Annotated in this window: 18 protein-coding genes; 14 read left to right on the plus strand and 4 right to left on the minus strand. The window is 51.7% G+C overall.

Annotated elements, in window-relative coordinates; genetic code table 11:
- Positions 1 to 155: 155 nt before the first annotated feature.
- From AACS05_RS08580 to agp, 9 genes are all read left to right on the plus strand, one after another.
- Positions 156 to 1535, plus strand: a complete 1380-nt coding sequence (locus AACS05_RS08580; RefSeq protein WP_045441493.1) for a Fe-S-containing protein — start codon at positions 156 to 158, stop codon at positions 1533 to 1535.
- 2 nt (positions 1536 to 1537) lie between these two features.
- Positions 1538 to 2821: an ABC transporter permease gene (locus AACS05_RS08585; protein ID WP_045441494.1), complete on the plus strand. Its 1284-nt coding sequence runs from the start codon at positions 1538 to 1540 to the stop codon at positions 2819 to 2821.
- Complete coding sequence (locus tag AACS05_RS08590) at positions 2811 to 3941, plus strand: ABC transporter permease (RefSeq protein ID WP_045441495.1); 1131 nt, start codon at positions 2811 to 2813, stop codon at positions 3939 to 3941. The genes AACS05_RS08585 and AACS05_RS08590 overlap by 11 nt, the downstream gene beginning before the upstream one ends.
- A 4-nt stretch (positions 3942 to 3945) precedes the next feature.
- Positions 3946 to 4641, plus strand: coding sequence for an ABC transporter ATP-binding protein (locus AACS05_RS08595; RefSeq protein WP_045441496.1), 696 nt, complete (start codon positions 3946 to 3948; stop codon positions 4639 to 4641).
- Positions 4628 to 5113 carry a TlpA family protein disulfide reductase gene (locus AACS05_RS08600; RefSeq protein WP_045441498.1) on the plus strand — a complete coding sequence of 162 codons (486 nt, stop codon included), beginning with the start codon at positions 4628 to 4630 and terminating at the stop codon, positions 5111 to 5113. The genes AACS05_RS08595 and AACS05_RS08600 overlap by 14 nt, the downstream gene beginning before the upstream one ends.
- A gap of 24 nt (positions 5114 to 5137) precedes the next feature.
- Positions 5138 to 5626 (plus strand): hypothetical protein, encoded by a 489-nt coding sequence (locus tag AACS05_RS08605; protein WP_045441500.1) that lies wholly within the window; start codon positions 5138 to 5140, stop codon positions 5624 to 5626.
- 86 nt (positions 5627 to 5712) lie between these two features.
- Positions 5713 to 6468: a sulfite exporter TauE/SafE family protein gene (locus tag AACS05_RS08610; protein ID WP_045441502.1), complete on the plus strand. Its 756-nt coding sequence runs from the start codon at positions 5713 to 5715 to the stop codon at positions 6466 to 6468.
- 68 nt (positions 6469 to 6536) lie between these two features.
- The gene (locus AACS05_RS08615) at positions 6537 to 7244 is read left to right on the plus strand and encodes an ArsR/SmtB family transcription factor (protein WP_045441504.1); all 708 of its coding nucleotides are present in this window, start codon (positions 6537 to 6539) and stop codon (positions 7242 to 7244) included.
- Positions 7245 to 7331: 87 nt separating this feature from the next.
- Complete coding sequence (gene agp, locus AACS05_RS08620) at positions 7332 to 8573, plus strand: bifunctional glucose-1-phosphatase/inositol phosphatase (RefSeq protein WP_045441506.1); 1242 nt, start codon at positions 7332 to 7334, stop codon at positions 8571 to 8573.
- Between the two features lie 36 nt (positions 8574 to 8609).
- On the opposite strand, the gene AACS05_RS08625 is transcribed toward agp, so the two are convergent.
- A complete protein-coding gene (locus tag AACS05_RS08625) occupies positions 8610 to 8837 on the minus strand; it encodes a YccJ family protein (protein WP_003036015.1) in 228 nt (75 codons plus the stop codon).
- 20 nt (positions 8838 to 8857) lie between these two features.
- The gene (gene wrbA / locus AACS05_RS08630; protein WP_045441508.1) at positions 8858 to 9454 is read right to left on the minus strand and encodes an NAD(P)H:quinone oxidoreductase; all 597 of its coding nucleotides are present in this window, start codon (positions 9452 to 9454) and stop codon (positions 8858 to 8860) included.
- Between the two features lie 385 nt (positions 9455 to 9839).
- Between wrbA and AACS05_RS08635 the strand changes: the two genes are divergently transcribed.
- The 3 genes from AACS05_RS08635 (at position 9840) to rutR (ending at position 11785) form a co-directional block, all read left to right on the plus strand.
- Positions 9840 to 10013: a general stress protein gene (locus AACS05_RS08635; protein ID WP_045441510.1), complete on the plus strand. Its 174-nt coding sequence runs from the start codon at positions 9840 to 9842 to the stop codon at positions 10011 to 10013.
- Positions 10014 to 10173: 160 nt separating this feature from the next.
- A complete protein-coding gene (locus tag AACS05_RS08640) occupies positions 10174 to 11088 on the plus strand; it encodes a DMT family transporter (protein WP_045441512.1) in 915 nt (304 codons plus the stop codon).
- A 58-nt stretch (positions 11089 to 11146) separates the two neighbouring features.
- Entirely contained in the window at positions 11147 to 11785 is a 639-nt protein-coding gene (gene rutR, locus AACS05_RS08645) for an HTH-type transcriptional regulator RutR (RefSeq protein WP_045441513.1), read from the plus strand.
- Here rutR and AACS05_RS08650 read toward each other — a convergent pair.
- Both AACS05_RS08650 and putA read right to left on the minus strand, forming a co-directional pair.
- Positions 11782 to 12177, minus strand: coding sequence for a lysozyme inhibitor LprI family protein (locus AACS05_RS08650; protein ID WP_045449555.1), 396 nt, complete (start codon positions 12175 to 12177; stop codon positions 11782 to 11784). The two genes, rutR and AACS05_RS08650, sit on opposite strands and share 4 nt — an antisense overlap.
- Before the next feature lie 803 nt (positions 12178 to 12980).
- On the minus strand, positions 12981 to 16943 hold the full coding sequence (putA, locus tag AACS05_RS08655) for a trifunctional transcriptional regulator/proline dehydrogenase/L-glutamate gamma-semialdehyde dehydrogenase (protein ID WP_045441515.1): 3963 nt from the start codon (positions 16941 to 16943) through the stop codon (positions 12981 to 12983).
- A 422-nt stretch (positions 16944 to 17365) separates the two neighbouring features.
- Here putA and putP point away from each other — a divergent pair, with 422 nt between their 5' ends.
- Together putP and AACS05_RS08665 are read left to right on the plus strand one after the other, a co-directional pair.
- Positions 17366 to 18874, plus strand: a complete 1509-nt coding sequence (gene putP, locus AACS05_RS08660) for a sodium/proline symporter PutP (protein ID WP_045441517.1) — start codon at positions 17366 to 17368, stop codon at positions 18872 to 18874.
- A gap of 349 nt (positions 18875 to 19223) precedes the next feature.
- Positions 19224 to 20387: a DUF2920 family protein gene (locus tag AACS05_RS08665; RefSeq protein ID WP_045441520.1), complete on the plus strand. Its 1164-nt coding sequence runs from the start codon at positions 19224 to 19226 to the stop codon at positions 20385 to 20387.
- The last annotated feature ends 332 nt before the right edge of the window (positions 20388 to 20719 follow it).

Raw genomic sequence — 20719 nt, forward strand, 5'->3', positions numbered from 1 at the left:
GTGCTCACATCCCTAAGTACGATATGTACCCACGGTTTGTTCTGCGCTGCTCATCTCCCAACTGACCGCAAGCCTGAACGTTTGATGGGCAGGCTCTACATTATCGATGCACCTGGATAGTTACATCATTCAATCCGCCGTACAGAGTCGATGTTATGAGTTATTTTTTTGTCACGACGCTACAGGTTTTTTTCTGCATTGCGCTGCTCTCCGGGGTTCTGTGGAGTCGCAACGATCCTCCTTCTTTACGCCCACTCGTCTGGACCTTATTCACAGGCTTGATCGTTGGCGTGCTGGTGGGACTCACACTCCGTGGCACGCAGCCGGTGCAATTGCTGCTGGTCGGCACCGAAGTGATGATCACGCTGTTGTTTGTGTTGAGCTTCTGGTGGGTATCAAACCGCATTCGCTACCTGTGGCAGGGTATCCTTGTGTTTGGCGCTGCTCGACACTGGGCGCTGGATCCTAACCTTGGCGGATTAACCAGTACCCATGTGCTAAATACCGACCTGCTGCTGAATCTGACGGCAATGCTATTGGCTTTTGCGATCCTCTGCCTGACGGGAGTGCTTTGCGCCATGCTGTTACGGCGTATTCGCGGGCTCTACTGGCCGTTAACACTGATCCTGATGGTCATGATTTGGCTGCCATTAAGCGGCAATCTACTGCTGTTGTTAATGAAGCTGCAGGTGCTACCGCTGGCAAAATCGCTATTGAGCTTCGTGGCCAAAGTGACAAACAACGCGGCGTTATATAACTGGTTGGGAGCTGCTCTATTGCTTGTTCTGGCGCTGTGCTGGGTACCGGCGCTGCTGCGTGCTATCCGCCTGACGCGTGAAACCGATGAGCCGATTGCTCATCGACTGGCACTGGCGCATCGTCGAAATGCGTTCCGTCTCTGGCTGGTGACGCTGGGATGTGCGGTGGTTGTGATCGCCGGACAACTGTGGTGGGAAAAAGTCGCATCTCAGCCGCCGCAGTTATCAGAAGCAGTTCCGGTACAACTTGCCAGCGATGGCATGGTACATCTGCCGATAGAACAACTCCGTGATGGCAAGTTGCACCGCTTTGTCTGGGTGGCAGACGACGGTAAAGCTGTACGTTTTTTCGTGATTAACCGCTATCCCGACAAATTGCGTTTGGGCGTGGTTTTTGACGCCTGTCTGCTTTGTGGCGATCAGGGCTACGTGATGGAAGGGAATCAGGTTATCTGCGTGGCCTGCGGGGTACACATTTTCATTCCTTCGATTGGTAAACCTGGTGGTTGTAACCCGGTGCCGATTGAAAACTGGCGTAATGATGAGAAAGAGCTGGTGATCCCGGGTAAAGAGCTGGCAGCGGGCGTGAATTACTTCTCGACGGTCATGACCATTAATGTGACCGATCCGGTTGATGGTTCCCGGTTGACGAATACCTCGGCTGACTACAAATACAGCTATGGTGGCAAAACCTGGTTCTTCTCGTCTGAAGCAAACTACGACCGCTTCCGTAACACTCCGGAACAGTTCGTACCTGACGAACTGAGGGAGGAGTAACAATGCTGTGGCGAATGTTACGACAATCCTGGGGGCGCAATCTCCGGCGCAAGGGACTGGCTATTGTGACGGTATTTCTCGCATCCAGCCTGATCTCTGCACTGTTGGCGGTGTCGATTGATATTGGCGATAAAATGTCCAGAGAGCTGAAGTCTTACGGTGCCAATATTTTGATTGAACCCGCCGGGCAGGCGGCGTTGCCTGCGCTTTTCAGTGAAAACAGTAACCCACTATCGGGGCAGGATTTCCTTGATGAAGCGGAACTGCCAAACATTAAGGATATCTTCTGGCGTAACAACATTGTCGGCTTTGCCCCTATGCTCGGTGGTGAAGTCGACGTTGATGGCAAAGAGGTACGTATTCTTGGCACCTTCTTCAGCCAGCCGGTGGATATTCCAGATGAAGAAGGGTTTGAGACGGGGCAGAAAACAGTGAGCCCGTTCTGGCAGGTTACTGGCGACTGGCCTCAGGAGCCCGCAGGCGATGCCCCTCAAACTCTGGTGGGACATGCCCTGGCACGACAAACGGGCTGGAAGCCGGGCGATCAACTGGTAATACGTAACGGTAAAACAACATTGACCGTGACAGTCAGCGGAATCCTCTCCAGCGGCGGAGATGAAGATAACCAACTGGTTATGCCGTTGGGCACGGTGCAAACGCTTCTCGGTTTACCAGGCAAAGTGCAGGCCATTCGCGTCTCGGCGTTGACGGTGCCGGAAAACGAGCTTTCGCGCCGGGCGCGTGAAAATCTCGACGCATTAAATGCTGAAGAGTACGACCTTTGGTATTGCACGGCCTATGTCTCGTCTATTGCGCATCAACTGGAGGAGGCTATTTCCGGGGCAGAAGTCCGTCCTGTGTGGCAGGTTGCCGCATCTGAAGGTGTCGTTATCGATAAAATTCAGTTGCTGATGGGGGTTGTAACCGTCGCAGCACTGGCAGCTTCGGCAATGGGGATTGCGTCACTGATGACCAGCGCCATTATGGAACGCGCTAAAGAGATCGGCCTGATGAAGGCGCTTGGAGCACATCAGTGGCAAATCATGCTGTTGTTCTATCTTGAAGCGGCTTCCAGTGGACTGGCCGGAGGGGCATTGGGATGCGTAGCCGGATGGGGAATGGCGAAAGCGATTGGCTTGATGCTATTTGATGCGCCATTGAATTTTGCCTGGATTGTAGTGCCCTGTGTATTGGTGATTGCGGTACTAATTGCCCTGATTGGCACCTGGTTTCCGGCTCGGCGCATTGCTCGTCTGTATCCTGTGGAGGTGCTGTATGGCCGCTAAACGCACAATGCTCTGGCTACTTGTATGGCGGGCGCTGCGTCTGCGCTTTCAGCGGGTTAGCGTGGTATTTGCCGCATTGATGGTGGGGGCGACCATCGTGACCGCGCTATCTGCGGTGTGGTTCGATATCAATACCAAAATGAGTGAAGAATTGCGTACCTTTGGCGCGAATTTCTACATCGGGCCAGGCCACGGCTCCAGCATGACACAGCAAGAGTTGCAGACCATTCTGGATCAGGCACCACAAGGTCTGGTTCACGGAGCCAGCCCATGGCTATACGGTATGGCGCGCACTGAACTGGAGAAGGTGGTCATTGTCGGCGTGTGGTTTGAATCCTTGCAAAGGCTGGTGCCGTACTGGCAGGTACAGGGGAGTTGGATTGGTGTCAGCTTTGACGATCGCAATGCGATGATTGGCGTCAAACTGGCGGAACGTCTTAGTGTCCAGCCGGGCGATAGCATCACCCTGGTGGATCACAATCAACGTAAAAACCTACAGATTAAAGGCATTGTTGAAGCCGGTGATGCGACAGATAACATGCTGATTGTGAGTCTTGACGTGGCGCAGGCGTGGCTGCATCAGCCCGGTAAAATCAGCCATGGGCTGATGAGTGTCAGCAACGATGTCGGTCAGGTGGAAAACTATGCTAACCGCTTGCAGGCTCAATACCCGGATCTGGAGATCCGTCCAATACGGAAAGTCTCTGCTTCAGAAGGACAGGTACTGGATAAGATAAAAGGGTTAATGGGGCTGGTATCGGTGGTGATCCTTGCATTGTCCTCTTTGTGTGTGAACACCACTCTGATGGCCATTGTTGGTGAACGCGCCCGTGAGTTTGCTCTGCAAAAAGCGTTGGGTGCCAGCAACGGTGATATTGTCCGGCAAATTCTCCTGGAAACCTGCATTATCGCGCTGGCTGCGGTGGTTTGCGGGTGGATCTTAGGGTATCTGTTGGCCCAATTGCTGGGGCTGACCGTATTCAATGCTGCAATTTCGCTACGCTGGCCAGTGCTGCCTGTCACCCTGACGTTATCTTTACTGGTCGCCATTCTGGCGGCGATTGTTCCGGTCCGGCGCGCGGTCAGTGTCGAACCCGCAAAAGTGTTGAAAGGAGAGTAACGCCATGTCCGTTATGCAGACCCCACCAATGGCGATTGAAACCCGCCATTTATATAAACGGTTCGGTGATGTTACCGCCTTAGATGACATCAACCTGCAAATAGTGCAGGGCGAGTTTGTCGCTATTATGGGCGCGTCTGGTTCAGGTAAAACGACATTGATGAATATTCTTACCTGCCTGGACACCGCGACAGAAGGTCAGGTGTTTTTAGATGGGATTGATGCCGCAGCACTGGATGAAGAGGGGCGGCGCCGTTTTCGCGCTGAAAAAATAGGGCTGGTGTTCCAGCAGTTTCATCTGATCCCGTTTTTAACCGCGCTGGAGAATATCATGCTGGCACAGCACTACCACAGCGTGGTCGATGAAGCGGCGGCCAGAAAGGTTCTGGAACAGGTGGGGCTTGGGCATCGCGTGACGCACCTGCCGAGTCAGCTTTCCGGAGGGGAGCAGCAACGGGTGTGCATTGCCCGGGCGCTGGTCAATGAGCCGCCGGTGATTTTTGCCGATGAGCCCACGGGTAACCTCGATGAGGAGAATGAACAGCGGGTACTGGATCTGCTCACCGACCTGCATCGCCAGGGGCGCACGATTGTGATGGTGACACATAATCCGGCGCTTGGGTTGTTTGCCGATCGTATTATCCGCCTGCAACATGGCAAATATCAGGGCGAGGAGGCTAATCAACATGCGCTGGACTAACGTATTAATTCTCGCCGTTTTGGTTCTGATGAGCGGATGTAAAGAAGAGAAACTGGCGGTTGGGCAGCAAGCCCCGGCGCTGGCAACGTTCGACATGCAGGGAAGAGAATCCGGGCTTGAACACTGGCGTGGGAAGTCTGTTTATCTTAACTTTTGGTCGGCGGGGTGCGGCGGCTGTCTTGCCGAAATGGACGCGCTGGAAGCGCTGAGTAAAAAGTGGGGCGATAAGGTGGTGGTCGTGGCGGTGAATACCGATCCAGCGACGGTGATGATTGATGGCTTACTGGCGAAACATCAGGTTTCTTATCCGGTACTTCGCGATCAGCTTAAGATTTCCCAGGAGCGTTATCAGGTCATCGGTACGCCAACCTCTGTGTTGATTGATCGGGAAGGTCGCGTGCTGGAATTACACCAGGGGATGCGGAAACCGCCTGAGTTAGAGGCTACGTTTGCGCGTCTGGCAGCCCTATAAACGCGATACAGGGAGAAGCGCTAAATGGCATTTAGGTGGAATGAAGAGAGTCTGACCGTCCTGCGTGAAAACGCAGGAGTTCTCACAACGGAGCAGATTGCGCAGATGCTTTGCACCAATATTACGGTTGTGCGTAATATGGCGTATCGACTGAAAATCGGCCTGCGGGTGTCGGCTTACAATCAAAAACGCATTGAACAGGTACAAGCTCTCTATGCGTCTTCTGAACCATTAAATCTGAAAGAGATTGCTGCAAAAACCGGGCTGACGTTCAGTACGGTGCAATACATTGTGTATGTAAAATTAAAAAGTAAACCGTATACCACACGGGAATATGTCTCCTTTGAAACTGATGACGCAGTTCATTATCGGATACAAAAAGAGTTCATTGATACTGAGCGTTCCCTTTTACACAACATTCCAGATAACACACGTTTTCATCAATTGTACCTTACCGACGGGACCTTATATTGTGTGCGTAATATCCGTCGCGAAGTGATTATCTCCGAATAACCGGATGGCATATTTCGTCGCCCGACGAAGCAAGCATTACTATTAGCGTACAAACTGGCTTATCTTCTATTGCGGGAAAGTGAAGAATGGCCAATGTATATGCGAATGACCCATCCCTGGTAATAATGATTGCTGCTACGTTTGTGCTGGCGGGCATGGTGAAAGGCGTAACCGGCATGGGGTTGCCCACGGTGGCTATGGGGATCCTCGGCTCGCTCATCTCTCCGGTTGCCGCTGCGGCAATGCTGCTGTTGCCTTCTCTGATAAGCAATGTGTTTCAGTTTGGCGGCGGGGGTAATACAGGCAGGTTGCTGCAACGGCTGTGGCCAATGTTGTTGATGGTCGTCATATCCACTCTGCTTGCCAGTGTCTGGATCACCGCGGGCAACACGACCCGAACTCAGTTTGCGCTTGGCGTGGCGCTGGTTGTCTATGCCGTCTGGACGCTGGCGGGAAAGAAAATCGCCGTGGATCCGCAACGTGAAAAACCGCTTTCCCTCGTCATTGGATTTGTGACCGGTTTATTGACCGGTGGCACTGGTGTCTTTGTTATGCCTGCTGTGCCATGGATCCAGTCTTTGGGGTTTGAAAAAGATGAGCTGGTGCAGGCGCTCGGGATCTCTTTTACCTTTTCGACGCTGGCTCTCGCGTTGGGTTTGTGGTGGCACAATGCATTGCCCATTCAGTCGCTGAGCTTATCGGCGTTTGCCATTATTCCTGCGCTGCTGGGCCAGTGGGTTGGAACCCGTGTGCGGCGGCTGATTTCTCCTGTGGTGTTCAAACACTGTTTTCTGTTCTGCCTGGTAGGGCTGGGTGTGGAAATGATGCTGCGCGCGGCGTGAGTCCAGCTATGACTTTATGGTGATTTCATGGCATGTTAATTCCAACGATCAGGCGGTGGGGAGAAGTAATGGCATCGGTAATGCTCAATGATGAAGAGGGCGAGCTGGAGTCGCGGATGGCGCTTACTGCGGCAGTGATGGCCGATAAATCGCGCTCGCGCATGTTGTGCGCCCTGATGGATGGCCGAGCCTGGACCGCAACCGAACTTAGCGCTGTGGCTGATGTGTCAGCTTCCACCGCCAGTGCGCACCTGGCACGTCTGTGCGAGCAGCGATTCGTTGTTGCGCTCGCTCAGGGCCGGCATCGTTATTTTCGCCTCGCAGGAACGGAGATCGCCGAACTGCTGGAACGTTTGATGGGGGTGGCATGGGCAACATCAACGCCACGAAAAATTACCACGCCGCTGAGTTTGCGGCATGCCCGAACCTGTTATGACCATCTGGCCGGTGAAGTTGCGGTAATGCTTTTTGATACGCTGGTTGCCCGGCAATGGCTAACGTCTGATGGCGAAACGCTGACCAAACTTGGGCAGGAAATGCTGACGGAGATGGGGATTGTCCTGGCTGTGGGTTCATCCCGGCGAAAATTCAGCTGCGGCTGTCTGGACTGGAGTGAGCGACGCTACCATCCAGGCGGTGTGCTCGGCGCAACGCTTCTGCGTTGGTTTTCCGAACAGAAGTGGATTAAAACGCAGTCGGGCAGTCGCCATGTCACGTTCACTCCGCTTGGGATCCGCAAACTCCAGACGGAATTTGGCATCAAAGTTGTGCGGTAGATCTCCTGTTTTGCGAAAGCGTTCCCGGAAAAATGACATATTTCTGTCACACTCTTGAGGAATTGATAACAACAAGAGGTCGTAGGGATGAAAAAGTCGTTAATTGCCGCCGCCGTGGCAGGTGTTGTCTTATTGTCATCCGCCGCACAGGCGCAGACAACGCCGGAAGGCTATCAGCTTCAGCAAGTATTGATGATGAGTCGACATAACTTACGTGCACCTTTAGCCAATAATGGCAGCGTTCTTGAGCAGTCTACGCCAAAGCAATGGCCACAATGGGAGGTTCCGGGTGGCCAACTCACCACTAAAGGCGGCGTGCTGGAAATCTACATGGGTCATTACATGCGTGAATGGCTGGCAGAGCAGGGGATGGTGAAATCCGGTGAATGTCCGGCCCCTGATACGGTGTATACCTATGCTAACAGCTTGCAGCGTACGGTCGCGACCGCACAATTCTTCGTAACCGGTGCTTTCCCTGGGTGTGATGTTCCGGTGCATCATCAGGAAAAAATGGGCACCATGGACCCAACCTTCAATCCGGTTATCACTGATGATTCCGCCGCTTTTAGTCAGCAGGCCGTTCAGGCTATGGAAAAAGAGCGCAGCAAAATGCAGCTTAATGACAGCTACAAGTTGCTTGAGCAAATGACAAACTATAAGGACTCACCGTCCTGTAAAGAAAAACAGCAATGCTCCCTGATCGACGCCAAAGACACGTTCAGCGCGAAGTATCAACAGGAGCCCGGTGTTTCAGGACCGTTGAAGGTGGGTAATTCGCTGGTGGATGCGTTCACTTTGCAATATTACGAAGGCTTCCCGATGGACGATGTGGCCTGGGGTGAGATTAAATCCGACCAACAGTGGAAGGTGCTGTCGAAACTGAAAAACGGCTATCAGGACAGTCTGTTCACCTCGCCGGAAGTTGCACAGAACGTCGCTAAACCGCTGGTGAAATATATCGACAATGCGCTGGTGACTGAACGGACGAAAGCGCCGAAAATTACCGTGCTGGTGGGGCATGATTCAAACATTGCCTCGCTGCTAACGGCGCTGGATTTCAAACCCTACCAGTTACACGACCAGAACGAACGTACGCCGATCGGCGGGAAAATCGTCTTTCAACGCTGGCACGACAGCAATGCTAACCGTGACCTGATGAAAATTGAGTATGTGTATCAGAGTTCGCAACAGTTGCGTAATGCGGAAGTTCTGACGCTAAAATCCCCGGCACAGCGTGTGACGCTGGAACTGAAAGGTTGTCCGGTTGATACCAATGGATTTTGCCCCATCGATAAATTCGATAGCGTGCTGAATGAGGCGGCTAAGTAAAGAAAACTCCCCCGTGGAAGCGGGGGAGTCAGAGCGCTAGACGTTTTTACGTTCGATAGTCTGTTCACCCCAAAAGAGTGAATCTTTGTCAGTTTTCTCAAAGGCTTTGATTAGCACTTCGTCGCTACCTTCTTCCCAAATTTTTTCCGCCAGTTTCTCGTCATAGTGGGCGACTTCAAAAATGGCTTCGGCTATTTCCGGCGATGTATTGCGCAGACTTGCCCATTCGCCGACGCGATGGGCTTTCGCTTCTTGAGTTGGCATTCGAATCCTCCTGTTGAAGATTAGCCGTTGAGTTTTACTGCCAGGCCTGCGACATATTCCCCCTGGTAACGGGCAATAGATAATTCTTCCTGGCTTGGCTGCCGTGAGCCATCCGCTCCGGCAATCGTGGTGGCACCGTACGGAGTTCCGCCGCGTACTTGTGAGACATCAAACAGTTCTTGCGCGGCGTATCCAATAGGAACAATCACCATTCCGTGGTGGGCAAGCGTAGTCCAGGTCGATGTAATGGTTTGTTCCTGACCGCCGCCGGTTCCTGTCGAGCTGAATACGCTGGCAAGTTTGCCGTAAAGCCCGCCAGAAGCCCACAGTCCACCGGTCTGATCCAGGAAGGTACGCATCTGACCGGACATGTTGCCAAAGCGTGTGGGGGTACCGAAAATGATAGCGTCGTAATCAGCCAGTTCCTGCGGGGTTGCGACTGGTGCGTTTTGTGTTTTACCGCCCGCCTTAGCGAAGATTTCCGGCTGCATAGTTTCTGGCACACGCTTAATAATAACTTCTGCGCCATCCACTTTGTTTGCGCCTTCTGCGACTGCATGGGCCATGGTTTCAATGTGTCCATACATGGAATAATAGAGCACCAGAACTTTTGCCATTTTACACTACTCCTCGATTTAACCGTGTCCGTAGCGATTCGCTACCTACCTTTAAAGATATGACGTACTGCCAGGAGTGCAAATTTCACAATCATTTCTTTGATTTATAACAATTTTTATAACACGGGTTTTTGTTGCAAAATGATACATTTTTAAGCTGGTGGATTTTAGCTGTCATAAGAAAGACTTATTGATTTCGCTCTGTGATTATCTTCGTATTACTACCGATCCTGTTGCAGAATATTACCGTTAGCAGGTCGTCTGGTCAGGCTTCACTATGCTTAATCCCACGCAGTGATAATCAGGGCAATGCCCAAACGCTGCGTGAGGTATCACTCCTCAGCACCTATGCAATATGATGTCTAATCAATGACGGAGGTCAGTAATGGCAAACCATCGAGGCGGTTCCGGTAATTTTGCGGAAGACCGCGAAAGAGCATCAGAAGCAGGTCGAAAAGGTGGCCAGCACAGCGGGGGCAACTTCAAGAATGACCCGCAACGCGCTTCAGAGGCAGGCAAAAAAGGGGGCAAAAATAGCCACGGCAACACGAAACCGTAATTGCCGTGCTGTCTGTTAGATATATCGTGACGGCTGAGCTTTCATTGCCAGACGTTACATCGCCACCGCCGCCGGTTCTTCCGGCGGTTTTTTTGTATGCAAGGTTGAACTGTAACAAAACACAACGCAGACTAATGACATTCGGTTAATTGGGTGTCTCATGTCATTACTTTCTCGTTATTCCTTCTCCGTTAAACCCCAGGAAGCGATCCTCATTGTGATCACCATGTTCTGGGGTGGAACGTTTTTGGCGGTGCAGTATGCCGTCACGATGAGTGGTCCCTTCTTCTTTGTTGGCGTGCGCTTTGCTACAGCGGCGCTTGCGGTGGCACTACTGTCGTTACGCACATTACGTGGGTTGACATGGCTGGAAGTAAAAGCGGGTGTGGCGATCGGTGTATCCATTGCGCTGGGTTACAGCCTGCAAACCTGGGGGCTACAGTATATTCCCAGCAGTAAGTCTGCATTTATTACCGCCATGTATGTACCACTGGTGCCGCTTTTACAGTGGCTGTGCCTGGGCCGTATGCCGGGACTGATGCCGTGCGTCGGGATTGTACTGGCATTTATTGGGCTGATATTCCTTGCCGGACCTGGCGGTAATTTACTCGCTCTCGGTGAAGGGGAGTGGATCACGCTCGCCAGCGCGGTGGCGATAGCCGCAGAAATTATTCTGATCAGCGCATGGGCTGGGAAAGTGGATGTGCGGCGAGTCACGGTGGTGCAACTGGCAACCGCTTCAGTGGTGGCGTTTATTGCTATGGTTCCGGCGGGAGAGTCCGTACCGCCAGCGTCGACAGGGTTACTGGTCGTTGCTCTGGGGCTGGGTATTTTTAGCGCGATTATTCAGGTAACGATGAACTGGGCACAGCGCAGCGTATCTCCGACACGCGCCACGGTTATCTATACCGGAGAACCTGTGTGGGCGGGGATCTTTGGTCGCCTTGCCGGTGAACGCTTACCGCTACTGGCTTTGTTAGGCGCTGCTTTTATTATCGTTGGCGTCCTGGTCAGTGAACTGAAGTTCAATAAGAAAAAAGCCATACCGCAAGACGCGCCGCCGGAGTCGCTTTAATGTAACCATTCACCGCGTGATTTGTTATGCTGACGCCCTCAAAACAAGGAGAGGGCGCATGGCTCAACGCGCAGAGAAAAAAACAGGTAAACGCTCGCAGGCCGTCAGTGCTAAACGTCAGGCTATTTTAACCGCTGCATTAAATATCTTCTCCCAGTACGGGATCCATGGCACGCGTCTGGAGCAGGTGGCAGAGCAGGCGGGCGTGTCAAAAACCAATTTGCTCTATTACTACCCGTCTAAAGAGGTGCTGTATATTGCCGTTCTGCGGCAGATCCTCGACATCTGGCTGGCACCATTGAAGGCTTTTCGTGAAGACTTTGCGCCGCTGGTGGCAATTAAAGAGTATATCCGCCTCAAACTGGAAGTTTCCCGCGATTATCCTCAGGCTTCCCGACTGTTTTGTATGGAGATGCTGGCGGGAGCGCCGCTGCTGATGACTGAGTTGACGGGCGATCTTAAAACGCTGATTGATGAGAAATCCGCACTGATTGCCGGATGGGTAAAGAGTGGGAAGCTGGCTCCGGTCGATCCGCATCATCTGATCTTTATGATTTGGGCTTCAACACAGCATTACGCTGATTTTGCCCCACAGGTAGAGGCAGTGACCGGCGCAACGCTGCGTGATGACGCTTTTTTTAACCAAACGGTTGAAAGTGTACAGCGGATGATAATCGAGGGGATCCGCGTGCGTTAACCGGCGGGCGGTAACGGGCAGCTTAAATCACCTTCTTCACACTGCAGGAGCGAGGCGAGAAATGCTTCGCGTTCGTTGGTTTTATCCATCAGACACTGGCTGGAAATCATCGACTGTACGCTGCCGCCTTCCGCACCGGAACTGATTAACGCGCAGTCAGCATCCCGCAGAGTTATCCACGCCACTTGCGCTTTTTTTAGCAGATCACGCTGAGCAGGCGCGGCGCGCTTAAGTGCATTCTGATAAGTATCATTTAGTTTTGCGTCAGCCGCTTTGAACTGCTCGGCAGCGCAGGTATTCATTTCAATTTGGTTATTGGCGTTGGCACAGTCATCAGCCAGTGCCTGGCTGCTGAGCAACAGTGCCGCACATGTCAGTATTATTCGTTTCATGCTTCCCTCTGGCTGCATAAATAAAGTTCCGTTACCGGAGTAATGTCGTTCAGTTAACGAAGACGAATGCCATAACGATAACTGTAAGTAGAACATCCGGAGGTAATGAATCTGTTGCCACCGTATATTGCTACGTTCACCCTATGTTTGTCACTTCTCTGAAACGATACTACCTGTGAACGTGTTAAGGGTACTATCGCCGTACCCTTAACAATCCCGGCTCCCGGCGGGAAAATTGCCACTTCGTGGTTCCCTCCGCTTATTCCTTCAGGCTACCGGGCCGGGCGCGAGGAAACTTCCCTGTAAAACGCGCCCTGAACCCGCATCCCTGCGGGTTCTCCCGGCCTTACGGAAACACGGCGGCAATTTTCAGCCGGACCAGGCCCTCTTTGACACCTGTATTTTTATTTGAATATGTTTGAACAGCAAAACAGATTTAACTGAAAGTCAGAAAGTTGAAGCGATGCCTCCGGTCCGGCTGAAAATCGATGAGGCGTTGACGGCTGACCGGGGCTGCCCGCAAGGATGCGGGCAGAGGGGACGGCCTGCAGGGATGCAGGCTCGGCCCCGACCCGACAGGCAGACGGAATAAGACGAATAACTCGCGCAGCGACGATTTTCCCGCCGGGAGCCTGGGTTGCAAGGGAGGCGGCGGTGAGCCTCCCTTGCACGTTCACGGGTATCTGCGCTTCAGAGAAATGACACCGCTGAGGTGAACGGAACCCTGAGCCGAAATCACATGTTCTCCATAATGCTTAACGGACAAGCATTACCCGTTACCGGAGCCTTAATTAACGCCCGCCTTAGCCGATTGTCATCAGGCTGGCATTACCCCCGGCGGCGGCGGTATTGACGCTCAGCGAGCGTTCAATATACAGCCTCTCCAGCAGAATGTTGCTTTCGCCACGGGCAAACCCTTGTACCGAGACAATCGCCCCTTCCCGCGCGGCGACTGCTTCACACAGCGCACGCAACTGGTCGGAATCACCGTGGAAGATAACCGCATCGAACGGTTGCGCGGTAAGGTTATCGGTTTTGGCAAACTGAATGCGCCCGGAAACAGCCGCAGGCAGACGCTTTGCCAGTTCACGGTGGAAAGCATCGTCTGGCCACAGGATCAAACTGCCAACAGATGTCACGGCGGCAACCTGCACCAGCGCATCCTGCTCGTCATCCGCAATACACAGTACGCGTTCACGTGGCAGCAGCGTCCAGGTGTTGCGCTCCCCGGTAGGACCCGGCAGCAGACGCTGAGTCCCGGCCTGCGCCAGTTCGGAAAATTGCTGACAGAGCGCATGCAGTGATGGGCGGTCGGCTGCCCACCCGGTGAGCGCATCAAGAGGCTGAATAAGCGCCGCTTTGAGCTGAGCATCAACAGGATAATCCGCATCCTGGCGGGCAAGCGTTACGCCCAGCGCATTTTCTGGGCGGTTTGCCAGCAGGCGATACAGATAGAGCGGGCCACCCGCTTTTGGACCGGTTCCTGATAAACCTTCACCACCAAATGGCTGTACGCCGACTACTGCGCCAACCATATTGCGGTTGACGTAGAGGTTACCTACATGCGCCGTACCGGTGACCTGGGCGATGGTTTCATCAATACGGGTATGCACGCCCAGCGTCAGACCGTAGCCGGAGGCATTAATCTGCTCAATCAGGCTGCCCAGATTGTTACGGGTGTAGCGCACGACGTGCAGTACCGGACCGAACACCTCTTTATGCAACTCGTCGAAGCTTTCCAGTTCGATAAGCGTGGGGGCAACAAAGGTTCCGGTTTGCCATTCACGCGCATCATCACTGTTTTCACGCACGGCCTGGAATACCGGGCGACCTTTGGCGCGCATCGCCTGAATATGGCGCTCAATATTCGCTTTGGCTTCAGCATCGATAACCGGCCCTATATCGGTCGTCAGGCGACCCGGATTGCCCATCCGGCATTCCGCCATTGCGCCGCGCAGCATTTTCAACGTGTGATCGGCGATATCATCCTGCAGACACAGTACCCGTAGCGCCGAGCAACGCTGTCCTGCGCTGTCAAAGGCAGAGGCCACCACATCCACAACAACCTGTTCTGTCAGCGCAGAGGAGTCCACGATCATCGCGTTCATTCCACCGGTTTCAGCGATAAGTGGGATCGGGCGACCCTGAGCATCAAGACGGGTGGCGATATTGCGTTGTAACAACGTGGCGACTTCCGTGGAGCCAGTGAACATCACGCCGCGTACGCGTTCATCGGATGTGAGTTGCGCCCCGACGGTTTCACCCTGACCAGGCAACAACTGCACCACGCCTGGCGGCACACCGGCCTCCAGTAAGATGGCGATGCCCTGGGCGGCAATCAGCGGGGTTTGTTCCGCAGGTTTTGCCAACACGCTGTTACCCGCCGCCAATGCGGCAGCAATCTGTCCGGTGAAAATTGCCAGCGGGAAGTTCCATGGGCTGATGCAGACGACCGGGCCTAACGGACGATGCGTTTCGTTGTCAAAATCATCACGAACCTGACCTGCGTAATAGTGCAGGAAGTCTACGGCTTCGCGCACCTCAGCAATGGCGTTGCTAAAGGTTTTACCCGCTTCACGCACCAGAATACCAATCAGTTGTTGCATCTGGCCTTCCATCAGAATGGCGGCACGCTGCAGAATAGCGGCACGTTCCTGTGGCGGTGTTGCGAACCAGATCGGGGCATTATTTACCGCGCTCTGTAACGCCAGCTCCACTTCAGCATGGGTGGCTTCGCGTACATAACCCACAATATCTTTGGGTTCTGCCGGGTTAATGACGGGGATCATTTCTCCGTCTGCTACTGAATGCTCCAGTATTGGTTTGGCATGCCATTTTTGCAGGGCACTATTGAGCAGAGCAGAGGACAGCGAGGCCAGACGATGTTCGTTCGCAAGATCCAGCCCGGCTGAGTTATCGCGCCCCTTGCCGTACAGGTCGCGCGGTAGCGCAATCTTCGGATGTGGCAGACCCGCCTGGCCTTCCTGTTGTGCCATTTTTTCAACGGCTTCGACCGGATCGGCAACCAGTTCATCCAGTGGCAAGGTGGTGTCTGCAATACGGTTAACGAACGAGGTGTTAGCCCCGTTCTCCAGCAGACGACGCACCAGGTACGCCAGCAGCGTTTCATGGGTCCCCACCGGTGCATAAATACGACATGGGCGGTTTAGTTTGCCGTCCGCCACTTTGCCTGTGACCTGTTCGTACAACGGCTCACCCATACCATGCAAGCACTGGAATTCGTACTGTCCAGGGTAGTAGTTCTGACCCGCCAGCTGATAAATCGCAGCCAGCGTATGCGCGTTATGGGTCGCGAACTGAGGGTAGATCAGGTTCGGTACGGCGAGCAGTTTTTTCGCACAGGCCAGATAGGAAACGTCGGTGTAAACCTTGCGGGTATAGACCGGATAACCTTCCAGTCCATCCATCTGGGCACGCTTGATTTCGCTGTCCCAGTACGCACCTTTAACCAGACGGATCATCAAGCGACGGCGGCTGCGTGTTGCCAGATCAATCAGGTAGTCGATAACAAACGGGCAGCGCTTCTGATAGGCCTGGATAACAAAACCGATACCGTTCCAGCCTGCCAGTTCAGGTTCAAAGCAGAGTTTTTCCAGCAGGTCGAGGGAGATTTCCAGGCGATCCGCTTCTTCAGCATCAATATTGATGCCGATGTCGTACTGGCGCGCCAGCAGGGTTAGCGACTTCAGGCGCGGATACAGCTCATCCATCACGCGATCGTACTGTGCGCGGCTATAGCGCGGGTGCAGCGCTGACAGCTTGATCGAAATTCCCGGGCCTTCATAAATCCCACGACCGTTAGAGGCTTTACCAATGGCGTGGATCGCCTGCTGATAAGAGACCATATAGGCCTGCGCATCGGCGGCGGTCAGCGCGGCTTCTCCCAGCATGTCATAGGAGTAGCGGAAGCCTTTATCTTCCAGCTTGCGCGCATTCGCCAGCGCTTCTGCGATGGTTTCCCCGGTGACAAACTGCTCGCCCATTAAGCGCATCGCCATATCGACGCCTTTACGCACCAACGGTTCGCCGCTCTTGCCGATGATGCGGTTTAGCGAGCGTGAGAGGCTGGCTTCGTTATGCGTGGAGACCAGGCGCCCGGTAAACAGCAGCCCCCAGGTTGCGGCGTTCACGAACAGGGACGGGCTGCGGCCAATGTGCGACTGCCAGTTGCCGTTGCTGATTTTGTCGCGAATTAACGCATCACGAGTGGCTTTGTCAGGAATACGCAGCAGCGCTTCCGCCAGGCACATCAACGCAACGCCCTCCTGTGAAGAGAGAGAGAACTCCTGCAATAATCCCTGTACCATGCCGGCACGGCCGCTGGCGGTTTTCTGGTTACGCAGTTTGTCAGCGAGTTGATACGCCAGCTTATGAGCCTGTTCCGCGATCGGCTGCGGCAGACGAGCCTGCTCCATCAGCATCGGTACTGCGTCAGTTTCAGCGCGGCGATACGCGGCGGTGATGGCCGCACGTGAGACAGACTGAGGCAGGATCTGTTCGGCAAACTCCAGGAAAGGCTGGTGTGTTTCATTCTGATGCGCGGTGGTTTCATCGCTCTCGTTCGCTGCACCAGCCAGTAGGGCAGGTAGCTCAGGAAGGGCATCGTCATTTTCCAGTCTTTCGAGATAATTAAAGATGGCTTGCTTAATCAGCCAGTGCGGTGTGCGATCGATTCGTGATGCTGCTGTTTTAATACGCTCGCGTGTGGCGTCGTCCAGCTTAACCCCCATCGTGGTGGTTCCCATGCCGTTTACTCCTGTTGTACTGAAATACGGGTCTGATAGTTACCGAGAAATATCTACCATGTTGCAACTTTGTGCAACCGTGTTAAATGTGACCTGGTTTGCAAGCTTGAAAATGAATGAAATGTTAATAAATATTGTTCTTATGATGAGCGTTGTAAAAATAACGAAATCTTTTTCTCTGCGGTAGTTAACACTTTTTAAAGGTGCAACCGAAAAAAATGTGAGGGAGTGCAACCTCCAGAAAAATGCTATCCAATCTGGATCAAATTTGATGTAAATGATGTGTTAAATCGATTGTGAATGACCATCGCTTCCGGCAGGATACGGTCGCCCTGGTAAACATAGATATCTTCGCCACGTTCCGGCAGGGTAATAAAACGGCAAGTCACGACATTGCCGATACATAATTTTGGAGAGTTTTGATGGCTATTAGCACACCGATGTTAGTGACATTCTGTGTCTATATTTTTGGCATGATATTGATAGGGTTTATTGCATGGCGTTCGACCAAAAACTTTGATGACTATATTCTCGGTGGGCGCAGTCTGGGGCCATTTGTAACCGCGTTATCCGCCGGGGCATCTGATATGAGCGGCTGGCTGCTGATGGGGCTGCCAGGCGCGATTTTCCTGTCGGGTATTTCAGAAAGCTGGATTGCTATCGGCCTGACATTAGGCGCGTGGATCAACTGGAAGCTGGTGGCGGGTCGCCTACGTGTTCACACTGAATACAATAACAACGCCCTGACGCTACCGGATTACTTTACCGGTCGTTTCGAAGATAAAAGCCGTATTCTGCGTATTATCTCCGCGCTGGTTATTCTGCTGTTTTTCACCATCTATTGTGCTTCAGGTATTGTGGCAGGGGCGCGTCTGTTCGAGAGCACCTTTGGCATGAGCTATGAAACTGCTCTGTGGGCCGGTGCGGCAGCGACAATCATTTATACCTTTATTGGTGGTTTCCTCGCGGTAAGCTGGACCGATACCGTGCAGGCCAGCCTGATGATCTTTGCTCTGATCCTGACGCCGGTGATGGTCATTATTGGCGTGGGCGGATTTGAAGACTCGCTGGAAGTGATCAAACAAAAGAGCATTGAGAACGTGGATATGCTCAAAGGACTGAACTTTGTTGCCATCATTTCCCTGATGGGCTGGGGTCTGGGCTACTTCGGCCAGCCGCACATTCTGGCGCGCTTTATGGCAGCCGATTCCCACCATAGTATTGTTCACGCACGCCGCATCAGTATGACCTGGATGATCTTGTGTCTGGCGGGTGCGGTCGCAGTTGGTTTCTTTGGTATCGCTTACTTCAATAACAACCCGTCTCTGGCGGGGGCGGTCAATCAGAACGCCGAGCGTGTGTTTATTGAACTGGCGCAAATCCTGTTTAACCCATGGATTGCCGGTATTCTGCTGTCTGCCATCCTTGCGGCAGTGATGTCGACGCTGAGCTGCCAGCTGTTGGTGTGTTCCAGCGCTATTACGGAAGATTTGTACAAAGCGTTCCTGCGTAAAAATGCCAGCCAGAAAGAACTGGTGTGGATTGGGCGCATCATGGTGCTGGTTGTCGCGCTAATCTCTATTGCGCTGGCGGCAAACCCGGAAAACCGCGTACTTGGTCTGGTGAGCTACGCCTGGGCTGGTTTTGGTGCGGCGTTTGGCCCGGTCGTGTTGTTCTCCGTCATGTGGTCGCGTATGACCCGTAACGGCGCGTTGGCAGGGATGATCATCGGTGCGGTGACGGTTATCGTCTGGAAGCAGTTCGCGTGGTTGGGTCTGTATGAAATCATCCCTGGCTTCATTTTCGGCAGCATTGGGATCGTCGTCTTCAGCCTGTTGGGTAAAGCGCCATCTGCGGCAATGCAGAAACGTTTTGCCGAGGCGGATGCCCACTATCACTCAGCGCCGCCGTCACGTTTACAGGTAGAATAACCTGCCCAACATCTCTAAAGCTCGCTGCGTGCGTAACACCGTTCACTTAAGATGCTTTGAGTGAACGGGATACTGGGTGTTGACGTATGACGTATGACGTATGACGTACGCCACGCAGTAGAAGTGTAAGTAAGCAAAAAACTAGCGGACAACCTGATCATTTCTTACAGCCAGGGGCTTCCGCTCACTGGAATGAAACCACCCGTTAAGCTCAATTCTCCTAACGCGGGAAACTATCGTTTTCCAAGCGGACCCCATTAAAAGCAACACTCCCACATCCCCTTTCTTAAGTTTATAAAAAAAAAGTCGCTTATGTTGTTGGAATCAAACAAAGGAGATTTTACAAGCGATGGTGCAAAACATAAATAAAACATTCATTTCAAATGCTGATATAGAATTATCTTCACAAACAGGAACCAGAACTTGCTCTTACCATATATGTAACCCTAAAAAAGACAACTTAATCCTTGTTTATATACCAGGGTTCGGAGGGGATCTAGGTAATTACTCTCATGGATTATGCGAAAAAATAGCTGAAACATATGACATAACAACAATGACTGTAGAGTATTTTTGCTATCATTCAAGACCAAATGTCGGTGGAAAAATATCATTTTCCGCATTTGATATAGCTCACATAAACAGTCTTGCACGACATTTTTTTATTGATGAATCTGAATCTATCAATAAAAAAATATCACTAATAAATGAAAGCGCAAAAAAAAACAACACTACATCTCAAATTTTTGCGATGATTGAACCAAAAAATAATGAATATCAAAATTTCGGATTGCTACCTGCGCTTGATATAATAAATGCAATTAACGATGCTATATTAAATTTTGAAATGGAAAATAGCAAAATAATATTAATTGGATCTTCATATGGTGGCTATATTGCAAACATGGTTGAAAAAATAGCACCAGGTTTAGTTAATGCCATTATCGACAACTCATCATGGAGCTCTCCAAACATGAAGTACTTAATAGGTAGAGAGCTTAACAATACTGAGTTCCGACAACAACTTAGCAGCAATATAATTATGGACCTGTATGTTAAGTCTCCATGGACCCTGACTAAAGGATTACCAAACACTCTATCAAAAAGTAGAATACAAATACGGTCATTTGATCCTGATCAATTATCCCAGATGATTAATCAAGGTGGAGGGCAATGTTTATATGTTTTTTATCATTATATAAATGATAATATTGCGCCGGCAAAAGATAAATTAGAAATGATTCTTCTACTTCAACAACACAATAAAGACAAAACAACATGTAGAATATTAAAAAATAAAAATGACATAGATGGCGTATTGATTAAATCTCTTGAGCATGGACTTGGTATGTCTATGGTTGAATTATTCAAAAAACATTTCCCATTAATAAAAGATCAAATCAAAAATCAACATCGGACATTAAAAACACAATACTTGTGTGATGATTTAATATATTTATTTAATAACTCAACATTACCGGTAACAGTAACTATACAAAGTCGCTCAAAATAAGGTGAGTGTCTAATTATTAGAACAACCTTCGTCATAAACTATAAGATTCAATCATCTGGAAAATCCATTCGAGATGTAGTGACCGCTGGAAGCAGGAAAGTGAAGCGGGTTCGGCCTGGATCTGGGTATTGTCGGGCCAGGAAGAAAGCATAAAAAAGCACCATCAGGAAATTGATGAGGCATTGTCGTCTACCCGTCGGATCGTTCAACCGCTGATTTTGCTTAACCCAGTGGTGTTAACTGCGTGCGGGCTTGTTTATTTGCTGTCCTTGCAAAGAGGCAGTAACCGTTACTCTCCTAACTGTTTACATTCAGTCATCATTCTCAAAACA

The sequence above is a fragment of the Citrobacter sp. S-77 genome (assembly GCF_963864895.1).
Classification (GTDB): domain Bacteria; phylum Pseudomonadota; class Gammaproteobacteria; order Enterobacterales; family Enterobacteriaceae; genus Citrobacter; species Citrobacter murliniae.

Coding starts and splice junctions, on each gene's coding strand:
- AACS05_RS08610 (WP_045441502.1), top strand. CDS start 5,713: ATGGCCAATGTATATGCGAATGACCCATCCCTGGTAATAATGATTGCT.
- AACS05_RS08600 (WP_045441498.1), top strand. CDS start 4,628: ATGCGCTGGACTAACGTATTAATTCTCGCCGTTTTGGTTCTGATGAGC.
- AACS05_RS08640 (WP_045441512.1), top strand. CDS start 10,174: ATGTCATTACTTTCTCGTTATTCCTTCTCCGTTAAACCCCAGGAAGCG.
- AACS05_RS08590 (WP_045441495.1), top strand. CDS start 2,811: ATGGCCGCTAAACGCACAATGCTCTGGCTACTTGTATGGCGGGCGCTG.
- AACS05_RS08665 (WP_045441520.1), top strand. CDS start 19,224: ATGGTGCAAAACATAAATAAAACATTCATTTCAAATGCTGATATAGAA.
- AACS05_RS08625 (WP_003036015.1), bottom strand. CDS start 8,837: ATGCCAACTCAAGAAGCGAAAGCCCATCGCGTCGGCGAATGGGCAAGT.
- putA (WP_045441515.1), bottom strand. CDS start 16,943: ATGGGAACCACCACGATGGGGGTTAAGCTGGACGACGCCACACGCGAG.
- AACS05_RS08580 (WP_045441493.1), top strand. CDS start 156: ATGAGTTATTTTTTTGTCACGACGCTACAGGTTTTTTTCTGCATTGCG.
- AACS05_RS08635 (WP_045441510.1), top strand. CDS start 9,840: ATGGCAAACCATCGAGGCGGTTCCGGTAATTTTGCGGAAGACCGCGAA.
- putP (WP_045441517.1), top strand. CDS start 17,366: ATGGCTATTAGCACACCGATGTTAGTGACATTCTGTGTCTATATTTTT.
- AACS05_RS08595 (WP_045441496.1), top strand. CDS start 3,946: ATGTCCGTTATGCAGACCCCACCAATGGCGATTGAAACCCGCCATTTA.
- rutR (WP_045441513.1), top strand. CDS start 11,147: ATGGCTCAACGCGCAGAGAAAAAAACAGGTAAACGCTCGCAGGCCGTC.
- AACS05_RS08585 (WP_045441494.1), top strand. CDS start 1,538: ATGCTGTGGCGAATGTTACGACAATCCTGGGGGCGCAATCTCCGGCGC.
- agp (WP_045441506.1), top strand. CDS start 7,332: ATGAAAAAGTCGTTAATTGCCGCCGCCGTGGCAGGTGTTGTCTTATTG.
- AACS05_RS08650 (WP_045449555.1), bottom strand. CDS start 12,177: ATGAAACGAATAATACTGACATGTGCGGCACTGTTGCTCAGCAGCCAG.
- AACS05_RS08605 (WP_045441500.1), top strand. CDS start 5,138: ATGGCATTTAGGTGGAATGAAGAGAGTCTGACCGTCCTGCGTGAAAAC.
- AACS05_RS08615 (WP_045441504.1), top strand. CDS start 6,537: ATGGCATCGGTAATGCTCAATGATGAAGAGGGCGAGCTGGAGTCGCGG.
- wrbA (WP_045441508.1), bottom strand. CDS start 9,454: ATGGCAAAAGTTCTGGTGCTCTATTATTCCATGTATGGACACATTGAA.